Below are 19092 nucleotides of genomic sequence, written 5' to 3'. Positions count from 1 at the left end.
TATTTATGAGCTTGAATCCAAGAGACGTGGTGATTGTCGACTTCGGTCGCACACCGATGGGCCGCTCCAAGGGCGGCATGCACCGCAACACCCGCGCCGAAGACATGTCGGCGCACCTGATCAGCAAATTGCTGGAGCGTAACGTCAAGGTCGACCCGAACGAAGTCGAAGACGTGATCTGGGGCTGTGTCAACCAGACCCTGGAGCAGGGCTGGAACATCGCGCGCATGGCGTCTTTGATGACCCAGATCCCGCACACCGCCGCTGGCCAGACCGTCAGCCGCCTGTGTGGCTCCTCGATGAGCGCGCTGCACACCGCTGCCCAAGCGATCATGACCGGCAACGGCGATGTGTTCGTGGTCGGCGGCGTGGAGCACATGGGCCACGTCAGCATGATGCACGGCGTCGACCCTAACCCGCACATGTCGCTGTACGCGGCAAAAGCCTCGGGCATGATGGGCCTCACCGCAGAAATGCTCGGCAAAATGCACGGCATTACCCGCGAAGCCCAGGACGCGTTCGGCCTGCGCTCCCACCAGCTTGCCCACAAGGCGACGGTGGAAGGCAAGTTCAAGGATGAAATCATCCCGATGAACGGCTATGACGAAAACGGTTTCCTGAAACTGTTCGACTACGACGAAACCATTCGTCCGGACACCACCCTGGAAAGCCTGGCAGCCTTGAAACCTGCCTTCAATCCAAAGGGCGGCACCGTGACAGCCGGTACTTCGTCGCAAATCACCGACGGTGCTTCGTGCATGATCGTGATGTCGGCGCAGCGTGCCCAGGACCTGGGTATCCAGCCGATGGCCGTGATCCGTTCGATGGCCGTGGCGGGTGTGGACCCGGCAATCATGGGCTATGGTCCAGTACCGGCCACACAAAAAGCCTTGAAGCGCGCGGGCCTGACCATCTCCGATATCGACTTCTTCGAGCTCAACGAAGCTTTCGCCGCACAGGCCCTGCCAGTGCTGAAAGATTTGAAAGTACTCGACAAGATGAACGAGAAGGTTAACCTGCACGGCGGTGCGATTGCCCTGGGCCACCCATTCGGTTGCTCCGGTGCACGTATTTCCGGCACTTTGCTTAACGTGATGAAGCAAAATGGCGGCAACCTTGGGGTTGCAACCATGTGCATTGGTCTCGGCCAAGGCATTTCCACCGTCTTCGAACGCGTCTAAGCGTTGCGTTGACGGAAGCCGGGGCCCAGTGCCCCGGTTTTTGTTTTTTGGAATTTTTAATATTTTTTTCAACAAATTTTGTAAGAGGGCCAGAGCATGAAAGTCGAACCAGGGCTCTACCAACATTATAAGGGGCCGCAGTACCGCGTTTTTAACGTGGCGCGGCACTCCGAGACCGAAGAAGAAGTGGTGTTTTACCAAGCACTGTATGGCGATTACGGCTTTTGGGTGCGCCCATTGAGCATGTTCCTGGAGACCGTCGAAGTTGACGGCGAGCAGGTCCCGCGCTTTGCTTTGGTCCAGGCCGAACCCAGTCTTTTTTCAGGGCAATAACGGCAGGTCGCGCAGAATGCTGCGCTTGACCTCACCTTGTTGCCACTATATATAGCGTTGCCGCGACAGGCGCCAACTGCCTTTCACTTCTCGAATTCAGGAATTTTCCGATCCATGGGCAAATCGCTGGTCATTGTGGAATCCCCGGCTAAGGCCAAGACCATCAACAAGTACTTGGGCAACGAGTACGTGGTGAAGTCGAGTATCGGCCATATCCGAGACCTGCCCACCAGCGGTTCGGCTAGCGCCAGCAAGGAGCCTGCCGCCAAGCGCGGCAAGGCGGCTGCGGGCGAAGGTCCGGTGCTCACGCCTAAAGAGAAGGCGCGCAAGCAGCTGGTCTCGCGCATGGGTGTAGACCCGGAACATGGCTGGAAGGCCAAGTACGAGATCCTTCCCGGCAAGGAAAAGGTCATCGAAGAGCTGCGCCGGCTCGCCAAGGATGCTGACACCATCTATCTCGCAACCGACTTGGACCGCGAAGGGGAAGCCATTGCCTGGCACCTGCGCGAAGCCATCGGTGGTGATGACAGCCGCTACAAGCGTGTGGTGTTCAACGAAATCACCAAGAAAGCCATCCAGGAAGCCTTCTCCAAGCCGGGCGAACTGGACATCGATCGTGTAAACGCTCAACAGGCCCGTCGTTTTCTCGACCGCGTGGTGGGTTACATGGTCTCGCCACTGCTGTGGGCCAAGATCGCCCGTGGCCTGTCGGCCGGTCGTGTGCAATCGGTGGCGGTAAAGCTGGTGGTGGAGCGTGAGCGCGAGATTCGTGCGTTCAACCCTGAAGAGTACTGGGAAGTCCACGCTGACCTCGGCACCGCCAAGGGTGCCAACGTGCGCTTTGAAGTGGCCCGCGAGAAAGGCGAGGCCTTCAAGCCGCTGAACGAAGCCCAGGCCATGGCCGCGCTGGAGAAGCTCAAGGCTTCCAGCTACAGCATCGTCAAGCGTGAAGACAAACCGACCAGCAGCAAGCCGTCGGCGCCGTTCATCACCTCCACCCTGCAACAGGCCGCGAGTAACCGCCTGGGCTTTGGTGTGAAGAAAACCATGATGATGGCTCAGCGTCTGTATGAAGCTGGCTACATCACGTATATGCGTACCGACTCCACCAACCTGTCGCAAGACGCGGTGGCGATGGCGCGTACTTATATTGAAACCGAATTCGGCAAGAAGTACCTGCCGGAGAAGCCGAACGTCTACAGCAGCAAGGAAGGCGCACAGGAGGCTCACGAAGCGATTCGTCCTTCCGACGCCAATACCGAGCCAAGCAAGCTGACCGGCATGGAGCGCGACGCTGAGCGCCTTTACGAGCTGATCTGGCGCCAGTTCCTGGCCTGCCAGATGCTGCCGGCGCAATACCTGTCCACCACTGTCAGTGTCGGTGCTGGCGACTTCGAGCTGCGTGCCAAGGGCCGTATCCTCAAGTTCGACGGCTACACCCGCGTGATGCCGCAAATCGCCAAGCCTGGCGATGACGATGTGCTGCCGGACATGGCCCAGGGCGACACGTTGAAGCTGATCAAGCTCGACCCGTCCCAGCACTTCACCAAGCCGCCGGCGCGTTATTCGGAAGCCAGCCTGGTAAAAGAGATGGAAAAACGCGGTATCGGTCGTCCTTCGACCTACGCGGCGATCATCTCGACCATCCAGGACCGCGGCTACGTCGCGCTGCACAACCGTCGTTTCTACTCGGAAAAGATGGGCGACATCGTTACCGAGCGCCTGTCCGAGAGCTTCTCCAACCTGATGGACTACGGCTTCACCGCCGGCATGGAAGAGAACCTCGACGACGTGGCCCAGGGCGAGCGCGACTGGAAAAACGTACTGGATGAGTTCTACGGCGACTTCAAGAAGAAGCTCGAAGTGGCCGAAAGCCCTGAAAGCGGCATGCGTGCCAACCAGCCGGTGATGACTGACATCCCGTGCCTGACCTGCGGCCGTCCGATGCAGATTCGTACTGCGTCCACCGGCGTGTTCCTCGGTTGCTCGGGCTACAGCCTGCCGCCGAAAGAGCGCTGCAAGGCCACCGTCAACCTGGTGCCGGGTGATGAGATCGCTGCTGACGACGAGGGTGAATCCGAGTCGCTGGTATTGCGTGGCAAGCACCGTTGCCCGATCTGCAGCACGGCAATGGATGCCTACTTGCTCGACGAGAAGCACAAGTTGCACATCTGCGGTAACAACCCGGATTGCGACGGCTACGAAATCGAAGAGGGCAGCTACCGCATCAAGGGCTACGAAGGCCCGAGCCTGGAATGCGACAAGTGCGGCAGTGAGATGCAGCTCAAGACCGGCCGTTTCGGCAAGTTCTTCGGTTGCACCAACCCGACGTGCAAGAACACCCGCAAACTGCTGAAAAGCGGTGACGCGGCGCCGCCGAAGATGGACCCGGTGAAGATGCCTGAACTCAAGTGCGAGAAGGTCAACGACACCTACATTCTGCGTGACGGTGCCTCGGGGTTGTTCCTGGCGGCCAGCCAGTTTCCGAAAAACCGCGAGACCCGTGCGCCGCTGGTGCTGGAAATCGTGCCGCACAAAGACGAGATCGACCCGAAGTACCACTTCCTGTGCGAAGCGCCGAAGAAGGATCCCGACGGTCGCCCGGCCGTGATCCGCTACAGCCGCAAAACCAAGGAGCAGTACGTGCAGACCGAAGTGGACGGCAAGCCTACGGGCTGGAAAGCGTTCTACGACGGCGGCAAGTGGAAGGTCGAGGACAAGCGCCAGGGCGCTTGATCGACTACGCTGCGAAATACAAAGGCCGCCTGCATGGGCGGCCTTTTTTTGCGCTTGCAGGAGTCTCGGCTGATCCGTGACACTGTTGAGCCAGCATCAGGCTTATTTCGTTGTGGAGACTGCCGTTATGGCCAACGAACTCTATACCCGTACCAATCAAAAAATTTACTTCGCGGGTTTGTCCCTGGAAGCCCTTGGCCGTGCCGAGGAAGGGAAGGAGATGAACGCCATCGCGCTGGTCCAGGCGGGGCGTGAGGCTGCATTGTTCCACCTCTACGGCGCCCTGTTGGGGCTGTGCCATGAAATCGCCGGGTTCTACCGTTTGCCCCAGGCCGGTTCGCCGCGTGCAGAACTGATCATGAACCGCGAAGTGTTGGAGAGCATGGCCATTCCTGAGCTGGCCGAGTTGGTGGAAATGGCCCAAAGCCCCGACAGCTGGGTGGCCCGCCTGCTCAAGGCACATGCCGACATGTTCCAGCCGCCACGTATTCCTCATGTGCCCAAGGGGGACGTGACGCAGCCGCTGATCGTCGCTGTTGCCCTGCAAGAGGATGAGCCCAAGCCGCTGAGTCGCGAAGAGCTGGAGAGCTGGCGCCAGGAGCTGAAGAAGATGGCGCTGCGGTTTCGTGAAGGCTTGAACGAGTGCTGAGACGGAGTCGCTGACTGAACACGGTCAAAAATGTGGGAGCGGGCTTGCTCGCGAAAACGGAGTGTCAGTCGACAGATTCATTACTGATCCGCCGCATTCGCGAGCAAGCCCGCTCCCACATTTGTACCGAGTTAGAGAGAAAGTCCGGTGCGGGGCTCAAAAGGCACCATTCATCAAGCCGTAGAGAAACCTGTTCAGATCCTCAGCGAGGCTGGGTGGATGACTGATATAATCCCGGCCTTTCGTGGAGAACAGACTTTTATGCCAACGTCCTTTCTGGAAATTGTTGAATTGCCTGACGGCCGAATCGAGCTGCGTCGGGCTGAGGACGAGGGTTCTCTGGTTATCTTGGATTTTTCCGAAGACGCAAAAGCATTCCTGCAAGGCCAGCACGTGGAAGTGGCGAAAGCCATGTTGAGCGTTGGTGTGCAGATGGCGGGTCGCCTGGCAGAAGGCGAACCGGAGAAGGACGACGGGCCGCGAGTTCTGCACTGAGTTTTGCAGTTAAGTGCGCTTTTCGTTGTAGGCGGTCTTGTTGCAGTGAGCAGGTCGCTGCAGTAAGCAGGCCGCTGAGGCGAGTGGGGCTTGTTGTGGTGAGTGGGCTTGTTGTGGCGAGCGGCCTTACCCCGCGTTGGGGCGCGAAGCGGCCCTAATGGATTAACGCGGTATATCAGGTATTCCACGGTGCTTGGTTATGGGGCTGCTCCGCAGCCCAACGCGGGGCAAGCCCGCTCGCTACAGAAGCCCGCGCGGCACAGATAGCTATCTGTCACCTACGCAATCAGCTAGCTCCCTGTCACCCCAATCGAATATTCAAGCTCTGCGCATCGCCCGTCCGTGCGGCGCTGATCAGTTGTTGCTTGGCCGCCGTATTCAACGGGTTCAACCAGCTCACCACCGTATGGCTACGTCCCAGACGCAAGGCTTCGCAGGTCAACTGTTGGGCGCTTTGCGCGCCACGTGGTTGCAGCAACAGGATGCGCTCGCGGTTGAGGCCGGCGTCTCGCAGCCAGGCCTGGGTCAGGCTGGCAGGTGGAGCGATCAGCGTCAGCCAACGTGCGTCCTGCTCTTCGCTCAGTTCACGCAGGATCGGCGCCAGCAGGCTCAGGCAGCTTCCAGCTGCACCGCGCAACGACAATTCACTGAACGCCTCAGGTTCGGAGCCCCACGGGGCCTCGACCGTTTCCTTGAGGATAGGCGCAAGGGGTTGAGCCATGAAGGCCTCGAACAGCGACAGTTGTGTGTGTTGTGGGGTGTGCACGAGCTGCATGGTGCCTCCTTTAGCGGCGAATGACGCCGACGCTCAAGCCTTCGATCACCAGATCCTGATCTTTCAGGTTCACTTCAATCGGGGCGAACTCAGGGTTTTCGGCCATCAGCCAGACCTTGCTGCCTTCGCGCTTGAAGCGTTTTACGGTGACTTCATCGCCGATACGCGCAACGACGATCTGGCCATTACGGGCTTCACGGGTAGTGTGGACGGCCAGCAGATCGCCGTCGAAAATGCCCACGTCCTTCATACTCATACCGTGTACGCGCAACAGGTAGTCGGCGCGCGGATGGAAGAAGGTCGGGTTGATGTTGCAGGATTCCTCGACGTGCTGTTGCGCCAGAATCGGCGCACCGGCGGCGACGCGGCCAATGATCGGCAGGGTCGATTCGTCGGCCTTGGCTTCAAAGCCAGGGATGCGAATACCGCGAGAAGCCCCTGGGGTCATCTCGATCGCGCCTTTGCGAGCGAGGGCCTTGAGGTGTTCTTCAGCAGCGTTTGGGGATTTGAACCCCAGCTCCAGCGCAATTTCCGCTCGTGTCGGCGGGTAGCCGTTGTCATCGAGGCAGCGCTTGATAAAAGCCAGAATCTCAGCTTGGCGTGGCGTCAGTTTTAGCATGTTGATCGCTCTGTCTTTTTATACAGTGACTGGGATTATATACAGTGAACTGCGCTTGGCAATCATCCTTTTTGGGCACACCGCTGGACGGTCATTCGTCACCCTTCCTACAAGGCAGAGACAGCGCTGCCTACAGACCAGGAAGGATGTGATTAAATAGCGGTTAAATAGATGACTGCCCGGCCGGAAAACGGACTCGCAGGCTTGACAAGACACACCCTGAAACGTATGTTTCAAACAAGTGTTTGTCAGGCGGAGTAGCCATGGCCCAGTCGGAAACCGTTGAACGCATTCTCGATGCTGCCGAGCAATTGTTCGCGGAAAAAGGATTTGCTGAAACTTCATTGCGGCTGATCACCAGCAAGGCTGGGGTTAACCTGGCTGCAGTGAATTACCATTTCGGCTCGAAGAAAGCCCTGATCCAGGCAGTGTTTTCGCGCTTTCTGGGGCCGTTCTGCGCCAGCCTCGACCGTGAGCTGGAGCGCCGTCAGACCAAGCCTGAAAACCAGCCAAGCCTGGAAGACCTGCTGGAAATTCTGGTTGAGCAAGCGCTGGTGGTTCAACCGCGCAGCGGCAATGACCTGTCGATCTTCATGCGTTTGCTGGGCCTGGCGTTCAGCCAGAGCCAGGGCCACTTGCGGCGTTATCTGGAAGACATGTACGGCAAGGTGTTCCGCCGCTACATGTTGCTGGTGAACGAAGCCGCGCCGCGTATTCCGCCGATCGAACTGTTCTGGCGCGTGCACTTCATGCTCGGTGCTGCCGCATTCAGCATGTCCGGCATCAAAGCCTTGCGCGCAATTGCCGAGACCGATTTCGGCGTGAATACCTCCATTGAACAAGTGATGCGCCTGATGGTGCCGTTCCTTGCCGCCGGCATGCGCGCCGAAACCGGTGTGACCGACCAGGCCATGGCGGCCGCGCAGTTGCGCCCACGCAGTAAATCCACGCCGGCCGTCGCCAAGGCGTGATTGCCGCGGGTGTGCGCGGCCGCTTGCATCCGCTAAGCTAGCCGCCATGCCGATTTCAGCTATTTACTCGCAACCCGTTGTGCTCACCGCGCTTATTGCGCCAAGTGAGGGCAACGGGTTGTGTGCGTTATTTAAGGAAGGTTTATGACTGCTGCCCTGCAAGGTTCTTTGATGGTTGATGTGGCCGGTACCTGGCTGACGGCCGAGGATCGTCACCTGTTGCGTCAGCCTGAAGTGGGCGGCCTGATCATTTTTGCACGCAATATCGAGCACCCACGCCAGGTGCGCGAGTTGAGCGCGGCGATCCGTGCCGTGCGCCCCGACCTGCTGCTGGCCGTAGACCAGGAAGGCGGGCGCGTGCAGCGCCTGCGCCAGGGCTTTGTGCGTCTGCCGGCCATGCGTTTGTTGGCGGATAAGCCGAATGCCGAATACCTGGCCGAGCAGTGCGGCTGGATCATGGCCACTGAAGTACTGGCGGTTGGCCTTGACCTGAGTTTCGCCCCGGTGCTGGACCTGGATTACCAGCGCAGCGCCGTGGTCGGCACCCGCTCGTTTGAAAGCGACCCCGAGCGCGCCGCCGTGCTTGCCGGTGCCTTCATTCGCGGCATGAACAGCGCGGGCATGGCTGCCACCGGTAAACACTTCCCTGGCCACGGCTGGGCTGAGGCCGATTCCCACGTCGCCATTCCCAATGACGAGCGTAGCCTGGAACAGATTCGCGCCAATGACCTGGTGCCTTTCGCACGGCTGAGCAAGCAATTGGCAGCGGTTATGCCGGCGCACGTCATCTATCCGCAGGTGGATGCTCAACCCGCTGGCTTCTCGCGGCGCTGGTTGCAGGACATCCTGCGCGGCGAGTTGCAGTTCGATGGGGTGATTTTCAGTGATGACCTGTCCATGGCCGGGGCGCATGTGGTTGGTGATGCGGCCAGCCGGATCGAAGCGGCGCTGACCGCCGGCTGCGACATGGGCTTGGTGTGCAACGACCGTGCGGCAGCTGAGCTTGCTCTCACCGCGGCGCAGCGGATGAAGGTTACGCCGTCTGCGCGAATTGCGCGGATGCGCGGGCAGGCGATTGCGTCGACGGACTATAAGCAGGACCCGCGGTGGCTGACGGCGCTTACTGCGTTGCGGGATGCTCAACTGGTCGGCTGAACACCGTGGTGCGCCCATCGCAGGCAAGCCAGCTGCCACACTTGAATGTATTCACACATCAGAATGTGGGAGCGGGCTTGCCCGCGATAGCAATCTGAAGGTCAGCGCTTCTCTTGCTTATTGGGCAGCGGCGCAAACAACGCCTCGATGTCCTCGTTGCCCAACTGCCAATCTCCCGTCGTACGCCCATCCAGCACGCCCGCCGCCAGGTCGGACTTTTCCTTTTGCAGGTGTTGGATTTTCTCCTCCACCGTGCCCCGCGCAATCATTTTGTAGACGAACACCGGCTTCTCCTGACCGATGCGATACGCGCGGTCAGTCGCCTGGTTCTCCGTGGCCGGGTTCCACCACGGGTCATAGTGGATCACCGTATCGGCTTCTGTCAGGTTCAAGCCCACACCGCCAGCCTTCAAGCTGATCAGAAAGATCTGCAACTTGCCGCTCTGGAAATCCTTCACCGGTGTACGGCGGTCGCGGGTCTGGCCGGTCAGCAGTGCGTAAGGCACGCCGCGCTTTTTCAGTTCGACTTCGATCAGGCTCAGCATCGAAGTGAACTGCGAGAACAGCAAAATCCGGCGTCCTTCGGCAAACAGCTCCTCGAGCATTTCCATCAGGCTGTCGAGCTTGCCCGAGCTGCTGCCGCGCGCGGGCAGGGCGGCGTCGTTGACCAGGCGCAGGTCGCAGCACACCTGGCGCAGCTTGAGCAGCGCTTCAAGAATAATGATCTGGCTACGCGCCACGCCCTTACGGGTGATTTCGTCGCGCACCTTCTTGTCCATGGCCAGGCGCATGGTTTCGTACACATCACGCTGGGCTTCGTTGAGATCGACCCAATGGATGATCTCGGTCTTGGGCGGCAATTCCGTGGCCACCTGTTCCTTGGTACGGCGCAGCAGGAAGGGTTTGATCCGACCGTTGAGGTGCTGCAGTCGCACATCACTGGCGCGCTTTTCTATGGGCACGCGGTAATCGCGGTTGAAGCTTTTTACGTCGCCCAGCCAGCCCGGCAGCAGGAAGTGGAACAGCGACCACAGCTCACCCAGGTGGTTTTCCAGCGGCGTACCACTCAGGCACAGGCGCTGGCGCGCATTGAGCTCGCGCGCGGCCTGAGCGGCCTTGCTGTTGGGGTTCTTGATGTACTGGGCTTCGTCGAGGATCAGCACATGCAAGGGCAGGGCGGCGAGTTGCTCGATGTCTTTGGGCAGCAGCGCATAAGTCGTCAGCAGCAGGTCGTAGTCCTGCAGGTTGGCGAAGTGCTTTTTGCGTGTCGCGCCATACAGCGCCAATACCTTGAGTTGCGGCGTAAAGTGCGCGGCTTCATCGAGCCAATTGGGGATCAGGCTGGTAGGCATCACCACCATGCACGGCCGATCCAGGCGCCCGGCGATTTTTTCACTGAGAATATGCGCCAGCGTCTGTAGGGTTTTGCCCAGACCCATGTCATCCGCAAGAATCCCGCCCACATCGAGTTGGCGCAGCGACTGCATCCAGCTCAAGCCTTCGAGTTGATACGGGCGCAGTGTCGCGTTCAAGCCCTCGGGCGCCTCGCAGGTGAAATCCTTGATGTCGCGCAGACGCTGGGCGAAGTTGCGGATCTTCTCGCCGCCTTCCCATTGCAGCGGCAGGTCTTCCAGCGGGTTGAGGCGAATCGCATCGGCCTTGGCCAGGCGCAGGGTGGTGGTGCCCGATTCCTGCAGGTAAAACTCGCCAAGGGTGGCCAGCACCGGTTTCAAGCGGCCGTAGGGCAGCGCCACTTGCAGCGGCCCGTGGCCGTTAGGCAGACCGGGGATGTTTACCAGGATCAGCTCATCATCGCGGCGTCGGGCGAGCTTTTCCGGGTTGAGGATCTCGGTGTGCGAGCGCATCAGGTTCAATAGAATCGGCAGCAGGCTCAGGCGCTCGCCGTTGACGATGATGCCCAGCTCCAGGTCAAACCAGTCGCGTTCCGGGCCTTCATCGACGGTGGCATACCAGTCATCGACGGCGCTCAAGTCGAAACCGAAATCCTCATCGATCTGCAACTCCCAGCCCTCGGCGCGCAAGGTCGGCGAGGCGTTGAGGGTGAAGTTCAGCCAGGCGCTGTCGTTGACCATCTCGAACAATTCGCCGGCGCTCTCCGGCAGTGCCTTGCTCTGGCGCGTGGCGATCTTGAAACCGAGCAGGCGCAGTTGTTCGCGGTACGGCTGCTCCAGCTCCGGATGGCGCTTGATGCGCAGGCTCTGGGTTTCCTGGCGCACCACGATGTCGGCATTTTTTTGCCCGCTGACATAGTTGCCCAGGTAGTTGAACGACAACGCCGCACGGTGCTGGATATAGCGCTGCATCTTGCCATTGCGCGGTTCAAACGCGCTGAACTCGACACTCGCCAGCCACAGGCGCGGCACCGGCCGCACATCTTCCATCACCACTTGCGGCAGTACCACGCGGTTATCCAGCACGGCCTGGAGTTTCTCCAGCAACTCGGCATCTTGCGCCGCCGCCGGGTAAGCCAGGGTTTCCTGGACCTTGAGCAGCACCGCCGCAATGTGTTTGCAGTTGGTGTGCACCGGGCACGTGCAGCGGCTGTCCACCAGAATCAGCATGCCCTTGGCCGATTCGCGCAGCGAGATGGTCTGCCGGTAAACGTTACCGCCCGAGCCTTCGCAGCTGGCAACAATGGTGCTGTCGCCGGACTCGACGATGCGCACGCGGTTTTCGAGGGCGTAGCGCCGCCCGCGCTCAAGGCTTTGCTCTTTAAAGCGATTGGCCCACGAAGGGGCCAGGGGTTTGGTCAGTGACGATGTCAGGGGCATGGCGCTGGATCAGTCCTGAGCGTCGGGCGGTGGTGCGCTGGGTGGTTTGGCGGTCAGCGAAGTGATCTTGATCAGCAGGGCCAAGTGGCCGCCGTCCAGGTAGTTGAGCTGGTTGTTCTTGGTGCGCACGCCTTGCTGGCTCAAGTGTTCGCTGGCGATGACGCTGCCGTTGGCGTCGAACTGGTTGATCCAGAAGTCTGCGTCGATATCGGTAAAGCGCCCCAGTTGCAGGTTCAGCGTGCCTTCGATGGGAAACTGGCCAAACTGCTCCTGGCCATCGCTGATGGCCAGCTTCACCGGCTGCTCGCCCAGGTTCTGGTCCCAGGCCCGGTGCAGCAGCACCGTGTAACCGGTGTCGGCACTGAGCTTGTCGACGATGTTGCCCAGCCGCGGCGGGCTGATTTTGTCCGCCGGCAGCCGTGGTGCCCCGGCGTCCCAGTTTTCCGGTGCCGCGCGGCTATTGATCACCGGCTCGGCGTTCTGGCGCACCAGAATCATTTCCACCAGATAGGGGCTGTCGGCAAACGCCGAAGGAGCAACGACCACCAACAACAGGCTCAAAATGCGGAACAGGCGCATTGGGGCGTCCTTCAAGCAGATTTCGGGATGAGGCGCTCAAACAGCGCCTCTAATGTATTAAAGCGTTCTTCGGCACGTTCCATCGGCACCATGAACTTGAACAGCGTAGCCCCTTCGAACTTGTAGCGGTTGGGCTGGCCCTGAATCAGCTTGATCAGCACCAGTGGGTCCACCGGCGTTTGCGCTTCGAACTCGATACGCCCGCCTTGCGGCCCGGCGTCGACCTTCTTGATGCCCAACTGCTCGGCCTGCAATTTGAGCAGGGTCAGGCGCACCAGGTTCTTGGTCGGCTCGGGCAACAGGCCGAAGCGGTCGATCATCTCCACTTGCAGGTCCTTGAGACCTTCTTCGTCGGTGGCCGAGGCGATGCGCTTGTACAGAATCAGCCGCGCGTGAACATCCGGCAGGTAGTCTTCGGGAATCAATGCCGGCAAGCGCAGGTTGATTTCCGGGCCGCCACCCAAGGGTTGATCGAGGTTCGGTTGTTCGCCCTTGCGGATGGCTTTCACCGCACGCTCGAGCATCTCCATATAGAGGGTGAAACCGACGGCCTGGATCTGCCCACTCTGGCCGTCGCCGAGCAGTTCGCCGGCGCCACGGATTTCCAGGTCGTTGGTGGCCAGCACAAAGCCGGCACCCAGGTCCTGGGTATTGGCGATCGCCTCCAGGCGCTTCTCGGCATCGGAGGTAATCTGCTGACGCGGCGGCGTCAACAGGTAGGCATAGGCCTGGTGGTGACTGCGCCCGACGCGGCCGCGCAATTGGTGCAGCTGCGCCAGGCCGAACTTGTCGGCGCGCTCGATGATGATGGTGTTGGCGCTCGGCACGTCGATGCCCGTCTCGATGATGGTCGAGGCGATCAGCACGTTGAAGCGCTTGTGGTAGAAGTCGCTCATCACCTGTTCGAGTTCGCGCTCGCGCATCTGCCCGTGGCCGATGGCGATGCGGGCTTCCGGCACCAGTTCGGCAAGGTCGGCGGCGCATTTCTCGATGGTTTTGACGTCATTGTGCAGGTAGTACACCTGGCCGCCGCGCAGCAGTTCACGCAACAGCGCTTCCTTGACCGTGCTTTTGTTCTGTTCCATCACGAAGGTGCGCACCGACAGGCGACGTGCCGGCGGCGTGGCGATGATCGACAGGTCACGCATGCCCGACACGGCCATGTTCAGCGTGCGCGGAATCGGCGTGGCGGTGAGGGTGAGGATGTCGACTTCGCTGCGCAGGTTCTTCAGTTGTTCTTTCTGGCGCACTCCGAAGCGGTGCTCTTCGTCGATGATCACCAAGCCGAGGTTTTTGATTTTCACATCGTCCGACAGCAGCTTGTGGGTGCCGATCACGATGTCGATCTTGCCCTCAGCCAAGTCGGCGACAGCGGCGTTCACCTCTTTGGCGGACTTGAAGCGGCTCATCACTTCCACGCTCACCGGCCAGTCGGCAAAGCGGTCGCGGAAGCTGTTGTAGTGTTGTTGGGCGAGCAGGGTGGTCGGCACCAGAATCGCCACCTGCTTGCCGCCATGCACGGCAATAAAGGCGGCGCGCATGGCCACCTCGGTTTTACCGAAGCCCACGTCGCCGCACACCAGACGGTCCATCGGCTTGGGCGCGAGCATATCGGCGCGCACCGCTTCGATGGTGGTTTGCTGGTCCGGGGTTTCCTCGAAGGCGAAGCCGGCACTGAACGTGGCGTAGTCGGCTTTCGGGTCGGCGAAGGCATAACCCTCGCGGGCTGCGCGGCGTGCATAGATGTCGAGCAGTTCGGCGGCGACGTCGCGCACCTGTTCAGCGGCTTTGCGCTTGGCTTTCTGCCAGGTCTCGGAGCCCAGGCGGTGCAACGGCGCCAGGGCGTCGTCGCTGCCGGTGTAGCGCGCGATCAGGTGCAGGCTGGCCACCGGCACGTAAAGCTTGGCGCCCTCGGCGTATTCCATGGTGAGGAATTCGGCGGCCTGGTTGTCGATCTCCAGGGTTTGCAGCCCGAGGTAGCGGCCCACGCCGTGGTCGATATGCACCACCGGCGCGCCTTCGCGCAGCTCGGTCAGGTTTTTGATCACTGCGTCGTTGTTGATGTCGGCGCGTTTTTCACGGCGGCGGCGCTGCATCACGCGCTGGCCGAACAGCGGGCTCTCGGCGATCAGCGCCAGCGCTGGGTCATCCAGCAACAAACCTTCATCCAGCGGCGCAATGGTGATCGCCAGGCGGTCTTTGCTCTTAACAAAGTCCGGCCAGCTGTCGACGGTTTTCGGGCGCAGCTTCAGGCGTTCGAGCAACTCCAGCAGCACCTCGCGGCGGCCGGCGGACTCGGCGGTAAACAGCACGCGGCCGGGGAAGTCGCCGAGGAAGTTGGATAACGCTTCCAGCGGCTGCGTGGCTTTGGCCTGAATCGCCAGGTCCGGCAGCGTGCTCGCCGGGAAGCGCTCGCGGCCGCTGCCGGCGTCCACGTCCTGTTGGCTGGCGACTACGCGCGGCCAGTTTTTCAAGCGGGCGAAGCATTCTTCTACCGGCAGGAACAGCTCGGCAGGCGGCAATAAAGGCCGCGATGGATCGACGCGGCGCTCTTCATAGCGATTGCGCACATCGTTCCAGAAGTTTTCCGCTGCCTGCTCAATGCCTGGCAGCGAGAACACTTGGGTGTCCTGGGGCAGGTAATCGAACAGGGTGGAGGTTTCGTCAAAGAACAGCGGCAGGTAGTACTCGATACCGGCCGGTGTAATCCCGCTGCTCAGGTCCTGAAAGATCGGGCAGCGGCGGAAGTCTACGTCGAAGCGTTCGCGAAAGCGGGCCTTGAAGCGTGTGACGGCATCTTTTTGCAGCGGGAATTCCCGCGCCGGCAACAGTTTGATCGACTCGACTTTATCAATCGAGCGCTGGTTCTCCGGGTCGAAGGTGCGCAGTGTCTCGATTTCGTCGTCGAACAGGTCGATGCGGTACGGCAGCTTGCTGCCCATCGGGAACAGGTCGATCAGCGCGCCACGCACGGCGAACTCACCGTGTTCGTACACCGTGTCGACGCAGCGGTAGCCGCTGGCTTCCAGGCGCGTGCGCATCTGTTCCACGTCGAGCTTCTGGCCGATATCCAGCACCAGGCTGCTGCCCAGCAGAAACTTGGTTGGCGCCAGGCGATGCAGGGCCGTGGTGATCGGCACCACCAGCACGCCGTGGGCCAGTTCCGGCAAGCGGTACAGGCTGGCGATGCGCTGGGAAATGATGTCCTGGTGCGGCGAGAACAGGTCGTAGGGCAGGGTTTCCCAGTCGGGAAAGTGCAGCACCGGCAAATCGGGGGCGAAGAAGCTCAGCTCCTGCTCCAGTCGCTCGGCACTTTGGCTGTCGGCGGTGAGCAGCAGGGTAAAGCGCTTGGCTGCGCTGGCAGCCTCGGCGATGGCCAGGCTCAGGGCGGCACCGGGCAGGTTGCCCCAGTGCTGTTTACCTGCCGCGGCAGGGAGAATCGGTAGACGCAGAACGGGCACGGAAGGTTGAGCTCCAAGCGTTGCGACAAAGTCGGTAATTGTAACGGCCCGAGGTGCCGCCTGTCAGTTGCTGACTGAGCCTATTACGGTTTGCAGGAAATGTAGTGGCTAAGACAAACAATGGTGGGTTTTGACTCAATATGTAGTGCCAAAAAGTGCGGATGTTTCGGAGGGTTACGGACAAGTTGGCGGCGCGGCGTCATTGGTGGCCTTCTGGAACCCGCGTATTTACTGGGCTGTAGCGGGGTGGTGTTTTTTTGCAAGCGCTTTTTGTTGTGGTTGGCGCATTGCTCAACGGCCGGTCGGACGACATAATGTAGCCCCTTTTTTCTGCCCCTACATGTGGAAGGTTCCCGTGACTCAGAAGCCCGACCAGTGTCTTGGTGAATGGATCGACCGTGAAGCACTCGCTGAAGCGATGATTCCGCTTATCGGTCAGCTGTACCGCAATAACAATGTGGTGAGCTCGATCTATGGCCGCAGCCTGATCAACCAATCAGTCATCGCGATTCTCAAGGCGCATCGCTTTGCTCGCCATCGTTCCGCCGACGACAGCGAACTCTCCGTCCACGAAACATTCCCTCTGCTTAAAGCCATGAGCGAGCTCAAGCTCGGCGCGGCCTCGGTAGACCTGGGCAAGTTGGCTTACAAATTCCGCAAAGAAGGCGCTGGCCGCACCGCCGAGCAGTTCGTGCGTGAAGAAATGGCCGATGTGGTTGGCCAGCAAAACGCCGCTGCCCGTAAAGGCACTGACGTTGTGCTGTACGGCTTTGGCCGTATCGGCCGCCTGCTGGCGCGCATCCTGATCGAAAAAACCGGTGGCGGCGACGGCCTGCGCCTGCGTGCCATCGTTGTGCGCAAAGGCGCCGAGAACGACCTGACCAAACGCGCCAGCCTCTTGCGCCGCGACTCGGTACACGGTCCGTTCAACGGCACCATCGTCATCGACGAAGAAAACAACACCATCACCGCCAACGGTAACCTGATCCAGGTGATCTACGCGAAGAACCCGTCTGAGGTGGATTACACCCAGTACGGCATCAAGGACGCCCTGCTGGTGGACAACACCGGCGTATGGCGTGATGCCGAGGGCCTGGGCCAGCACCTGGCCTGCCCGGGTATCGACCGCGTTGTGCTGACCGCGCCTGGCAAAGGCAAGCTGAAGAACATCGTTCACGGTATCAACCACGGCGAAATCACCGCTGACGACAAGATCGTGTCGGCTGCTTCCTGCACCACCAACGCCATCGTGCCGGTGCTGAAGGCTGTGAATGACAAGTTCGGCATCGTTAATGGTCACGTTGAAACAGTTCACTCGTACACCAACGACCAGAACCTGATCGACAACTTCCACAAAGGCGATCGCCGTGGCCGTAGCGCCGCGTTGAACATGGTCATCACCGAGACCGGTGCTGCCACCGCTGCTGCCAAGGCCCTGCCTGAGCTGGCCGGCAAGCTGACCGGTAACGCGATCCGCGTGCCGACGCCGAACGTGTCGATGGCCATTCTCAACCTGAACCTTGAGAAAGCCGCCACCCGTGAAGAAATGAACGAGTACCTGCGCTACATGGCGCTGCACTCGGACCTGCATAAGCAGATCGACTTCGTTAACTCGCAGGAAGTGGTGTCGACCGACTTCGTGGGCTCGCGCCACGCCGGTGTGGTGGATGCCGAGGCAACCATCACCCAGGACAACCGCGTTGTGCTGTACGTCTGGTACGACAACGAGTTCGGTTACAGCTGCCAAGTGGTTCGCGTGATGGAAGACATGGCTGGGGTCAACCCGCCTGCATTCCCGCGCTAAGCCTTTGCGGTAAATGAAAAAGCCCCGACTGGTTCGGGGCTTTTTTTATGGCTGCTGTTTTGTGGTGAATGTTCGGGCCTCATCGCGGGCAAGCCCGGCTCCCACAGGGTTGATGTGTGCATACAGTCAAAGGTGGGAGCTGGCTTGCCTGCGATAGCGGTCTATCAGGCGCCGCCCACCACTGACGCCTGCGCAGTGCGCAGTTCATGCCGGTTGCCCTTGAACAGTATCAATGTAGCGATCAAGCCGAGTATCGCCGCACCACTGAGCCAGATCCCAGGCGCTGCCTTGTTGTCCAGCACGTGGATCAGGTAGGTGCAGGCCGCCGGTGTAAACCCACCAAAGGTCGCGGTTGCCAGGCTGTAGGCCAGGGAAAACCCGGTAGTGCGCACTTCCACCGGCATGATCTCGGTGAGCGCCACCACCATCGCACCGTTGTACGAGCCATACAGGAACGACAACCACAGCAGCACGATCAGCAGATGGCTGAAGCTCGGATTGGCCACCAGCCACGACAACGCCGGATACGCGGTAAGAATCGCCAGAATTGTCGCGCCGAGCAGCAGGGGTTTGCGTCCGATCTTGTCGGACACCGCGCCCATCACCGGCAGCCAGATGAAATTGGAGATGCCCACGCACACGGTCACCAGCAACGCATCGAAGTCCGACAGGTGCAGCTCGGCCTTGCCGAAGGTCGGGGTGTAGGCGGTGATCAGGTAGAACGACACGGTGGTCATCACCACCAGCGCCATGCCGGCGATGACGATGCCGAAGTTCTGACCGATCGAGCGCACAATTTCCTGCAGGGTAGGGCGGTGTTTACGCGCTTGGAACTCAGGGGTTTCTTCCAGCGAGCGGCGAATCACGAAGATCACCGGCACGATCAGGCAGCCGATCAGGAACGGCACGCGCCAGCCCCAGTCACCCATTTCTTCGGGGCTGAGCCAGTGGTTCAGGCCCACGCCGAGCAACCCGGCGAACACCACCGCGGCCTGCTGACTGGCGGACTGCCAGCTGACGAAGAAGCCCTTGCGCCCGGGTGTGGCGATTTCGGCCAGGTACACCGACACACCGCCCAGCTCGACGCCGGCGGAGAAACCTTGCAGCAAGCGACCAAACAGCACCAGCAACGGCGCCGCCACGCCCAGCATAGCCAGGGACGCAAGCGATGAGGACGGTGCCGGCGGCCATCATGGCCAGGGTGATGACCAGGCCTTTCTTACGGCCGTGGCGGTCGATGTAGGCGCCGAGGAAGATCGCGCCCAGAGGCCGCATCAGGAAGCCGGCGCCGAAGGTCGCCAGGGACAGCATCAAGGAAGCAAACGCGCTGTCGGTGGGAAAGAAGGTTTTGGCAATGGCCGTGGCGTAGAAGCCATAGACCATGAAGTCGAACATCTCGAGGAAGTTGCCGCTGACAACGCGAAAAATCGCCTTGCCTTTGCCCGTGGTAGTGGACATGTCATGCACTCATTTTGGCTATCTTATTAGTGATCCCAGGTCATCGCTCATCCTTGCTGCTTCTTTGTAACCATATGTGTATTG

The 19092-nt window shown here is 60.4% G+C and carries 13 protein-coding genes and 1 pseudogene; 8 read left to right on the top strand and 6 right to left on the bottom strand.

All coding sequences use genetic code 11. The features are described from left to right. Window positions 1-5 precede the first annotated feature (5 nt). From fadA to AACW30_RS20210, 5 genes are all read left to right on the top strand, one after another. Window positions 6-1181 (top strand): acetyl-CoA C-acyltransferase FadA, encoded by a 1176-nt coding sequence (fadA, locus tag AACW30_RS20230; RefSeq protein WP_106576936.1) that lies wholly within the window; start codon window positions 6-8, stop codon window positions 1179-1181. A gap of 96 nt (window positions 1182-1277) precedes the next feature. Then, complete coding sequence (locus tag AACW30_RS20225) at window positions 1278-1514, top strand: DUF1653 domain-containing protein (protein WP_021490990.1); 237 nt, start codon at window positions 1278-1280, stop codon at window positions 1512-1514. Between the two features lie 114 nt (window positions 1515-1628). Then, entirely contained in the window at window positions 1629-4250 is a 2622-nt protein-coding gene (topA, locus tag AACW30_RS20220) for a type I DNA topoisomerase (RefSeq protein ID WP_119739192.1), read from the top strand. Between the two features lie 127 nt (window positions 4251-4377). Continuing rightward, entirely contained in the window at window positions 4378-4899 is a 522-nt protein-coding gene (locus tag AACW30_RS20215; protein ID WP_119739194.1) for a DUF6586 family protein, read from the top strand. A 261-nt stretch (window positions 4900-5160) separates the two neighbouring features. Then, window positions 5161-5394 (top strand): hypothetical protein, encoded by a 234-nt coding sequence (locus AACW30_RS20210; protein ID WP_053255041.1) that lies wholly within the window; start codon window positions 5161-5163, stop codon window positions 5392-5394. 301 nt (window positions 5395-5695) lie between these two features. On the opposite strand, the gene sulA is transcribed toward AACW30_RS20210, so the two are convergent. Both sulA and lexA read right to left on the bottom strand, forming a co-directional pair. After that, window positions 5696-6169: an SOS-induced cell division inhibitor SulA gene (sulA, locus tag AACW30_RS20205; protein WP_106576933.1), complete on the bottom strand. Its 474-nt coding sequence runs from the start codon at window positions 6167-6169 to the stop codon at window positions 5696-5698. Window positions 6170-6179: 10 nt separating this feature from the next. After that, on the bottom strand, window positions 6180-6788 hold the full coding sequence (gene lexA / locus AACW30_RS20200) for a transcriptional repressor LexA (RefSeq protein WP_017137423.1): 609 nt from the start codon (window positions 6786-6788) through the stop codon (window positions 6180-6182). A gap of 263 nt (window positions 6789-7051) precedes the next feature. On the opposite strand from lexA, the gene AACW30_RS20195 reads away from it, so the two are divergent. Next, complete coding sequence (locus tag AACW30_RS20195; protein WP_200623209.1) at window positions 7052-7759, top strand: TetR/AcrR family transcriptional regulator; 708 nt, start codon at window positions 7052-7054, stop codon at window positions 7757-7759. 144 nt (window positions 7760-7903) lie between these two features. Then, the gene (gene nagZ, locus AACW30_RS20190) at window positions 7904-8914 is read left to right on the top strand and encodes a beta-N-acetylhexosaminidase (protein ID WP_200623207.1); all 1011 of its coding nucleotides are present in this window, start codon (window positions 7904-7906) and stop codon (window positions 8912-8914) included. 101 nt (window positions 8915-9015) lie between these two features. Here the strand turns inward: nagZ and AACW30_RS20185 are convergent, their stop codons facing one another. The 3 genes from AACW30_RS20185 to mfd are packed head-to-tail and all read right to left on the bottom strand — an operon-like array spanning window position 9016 to window position 15746. Further along, entirely contained in the window at window positions 9016-11706 is a 2691-nt protein-coding gene (locus tag AACW30_RS20185; protein WP_200623204.1) for a DEAD/DEAH box helicase, read from the bottom strand. 9 nt (window positions 11707-11715) lie between these two features. Further along, on the bottom strand, window positions 11716-12285 hold the full coding sequence (locus AACW30_RS20180; protein WP_124416717.1) for a CsiV family protein: 570 nt from the start codon (window positions 12283-12285) through the stop codon (window positions 11716-11718). Between the two features lie 11 nt (window positions 12286-12296). Next, entirely contained in the window at window positions 12297-15746 is a 3450-nt protein-coding gene (gene mfd, locus AACW30_RS20175) for a transcription-repair coupling factor (RefSeq protein ID WP_200623201.1), read from the bottom strand. Between the two features lie 340 nt (window positions 15747-16086). Here mfd and AACW30_RS20170 point away from each other — a divergent pair, with 340 nt between their 5' ends. Continuing rightward, a complete protein-coding gene (locus AACW30_RS20170; RefSeq protein ID WP_023659083.1) occupies window positions 16087-17550 on the top strand; it encodes a glyceraldehyde-3-phosphate dehydrogenase in 1464 nt (487 codons plus the stop codon). 164 nt (window positions 17551-17714) lie between these two features. On the opposite strand, the pseudogene AACW30_RS20165 reads toward AACW30_RS20170, so the two are convergent. Then, window positions 17715-19008, bottom strand: a pseudogene (locus AACW30_RS20165) (MFS transporter). Window positions 19009-19092: the final 84 nt, after the last annotated feature.

This window comes from Pseudomonas sp. MF6747 (assembly GCF_963890955.1).
Classification (GTDB): domain Bacteria; phylum Pseudomonadota; class Gammaproteobacteria; order Pseudomonadales; family Pseudomonadaceae; genus Aquipseudomonas.
Note: the sequence above shows the minus strand (reverse complement) of the source record. Positions and strands in the feature narration are given on the sequence as shown.

Bases quoted from the DNA above. Each gene is read 5' to 3' on its own strand.
- fadA (WP_106576936.1), top strand. From the start codon at position 6: ATGAGCTTGAATCCAAGAGACGTGGTGATTGTCGACTTCGGTCGCACA.
- AACW30_RS20225 (WP_021490990.1), top strand. From the start codon at position 1,278: ATGAAAGTCGAACCAGGGCTCTACCAACATTATAAGGGGCCGCAGTAC.
- topA (WP_119739192.1), top strand. From the start codon at position 1,629: ATGGGCAAATCGCTGGTCATTGTGGAATCCCCGGCTAAGGCCAAGACC.
- AACW30_RS20215 (WP_119739194.1), top strand. From the start codon at position 4,378: ATGGCCAACGAACTCTATACCCGTACCAATCAAAAAATTTACTTCGCG.
- AACW30_RS20210 (WP_053255041.1), top strand. From the start codon at position 5,161: ATGCCAACGTCCTTTCTGGAAATTGTTGAATTGCCTGACGGCCGAATC.
- sulA (WP_106576933.1), bottom strand. From the start codon at position 6,169: ATGCAGCTCGTGCACACCCCACAACACACACAACTGTCGCTGTTCGAG.
- lexA (WP_017137423.1), bottom strand. From the start codon at position 6,788: ATGCTAAAACTGACGCCACGCCAAGCTGAGATTCTGGCTTTTATCAAG.
- AACW30_RS20195 (WP_200623209.1), top strand. From the start codon at position 7,052: ATGGCCCAGTCGGAAACCGTTGAACGCATTCTCGATGCTGCCGAGCAA.
- nagZ (WP_200623207.1), top strand. From the start codon at position 7,904: ATGACTGCTGCCCTGCAAGGTTCTTTGATGGTTGATGTGGCCGGTACC.
- AACW30_RS20185 (WP_200623204.1), bottom strand. From the start codon at position 11,706: ATGCCCCTGACATCGTCACTGACCAAACCCCTGGCCCCTTCGTGGGCC.
- AACW30_RS20180 (WP_124416717.1), bottom strand. From the start codon at position 12,285: ATGCGCCTGTTCCGCATTTTGAGCCTGTTGTTGGTGGTCGTTGCTCCT.
- AACW30_RS20170 (WP_023659083.1), top strand. From the start codon at position 16,087: ATGTGGAAGGTTCCCGTGACTCAGAAGCCCGACCAGTGTCTTGGTGAA.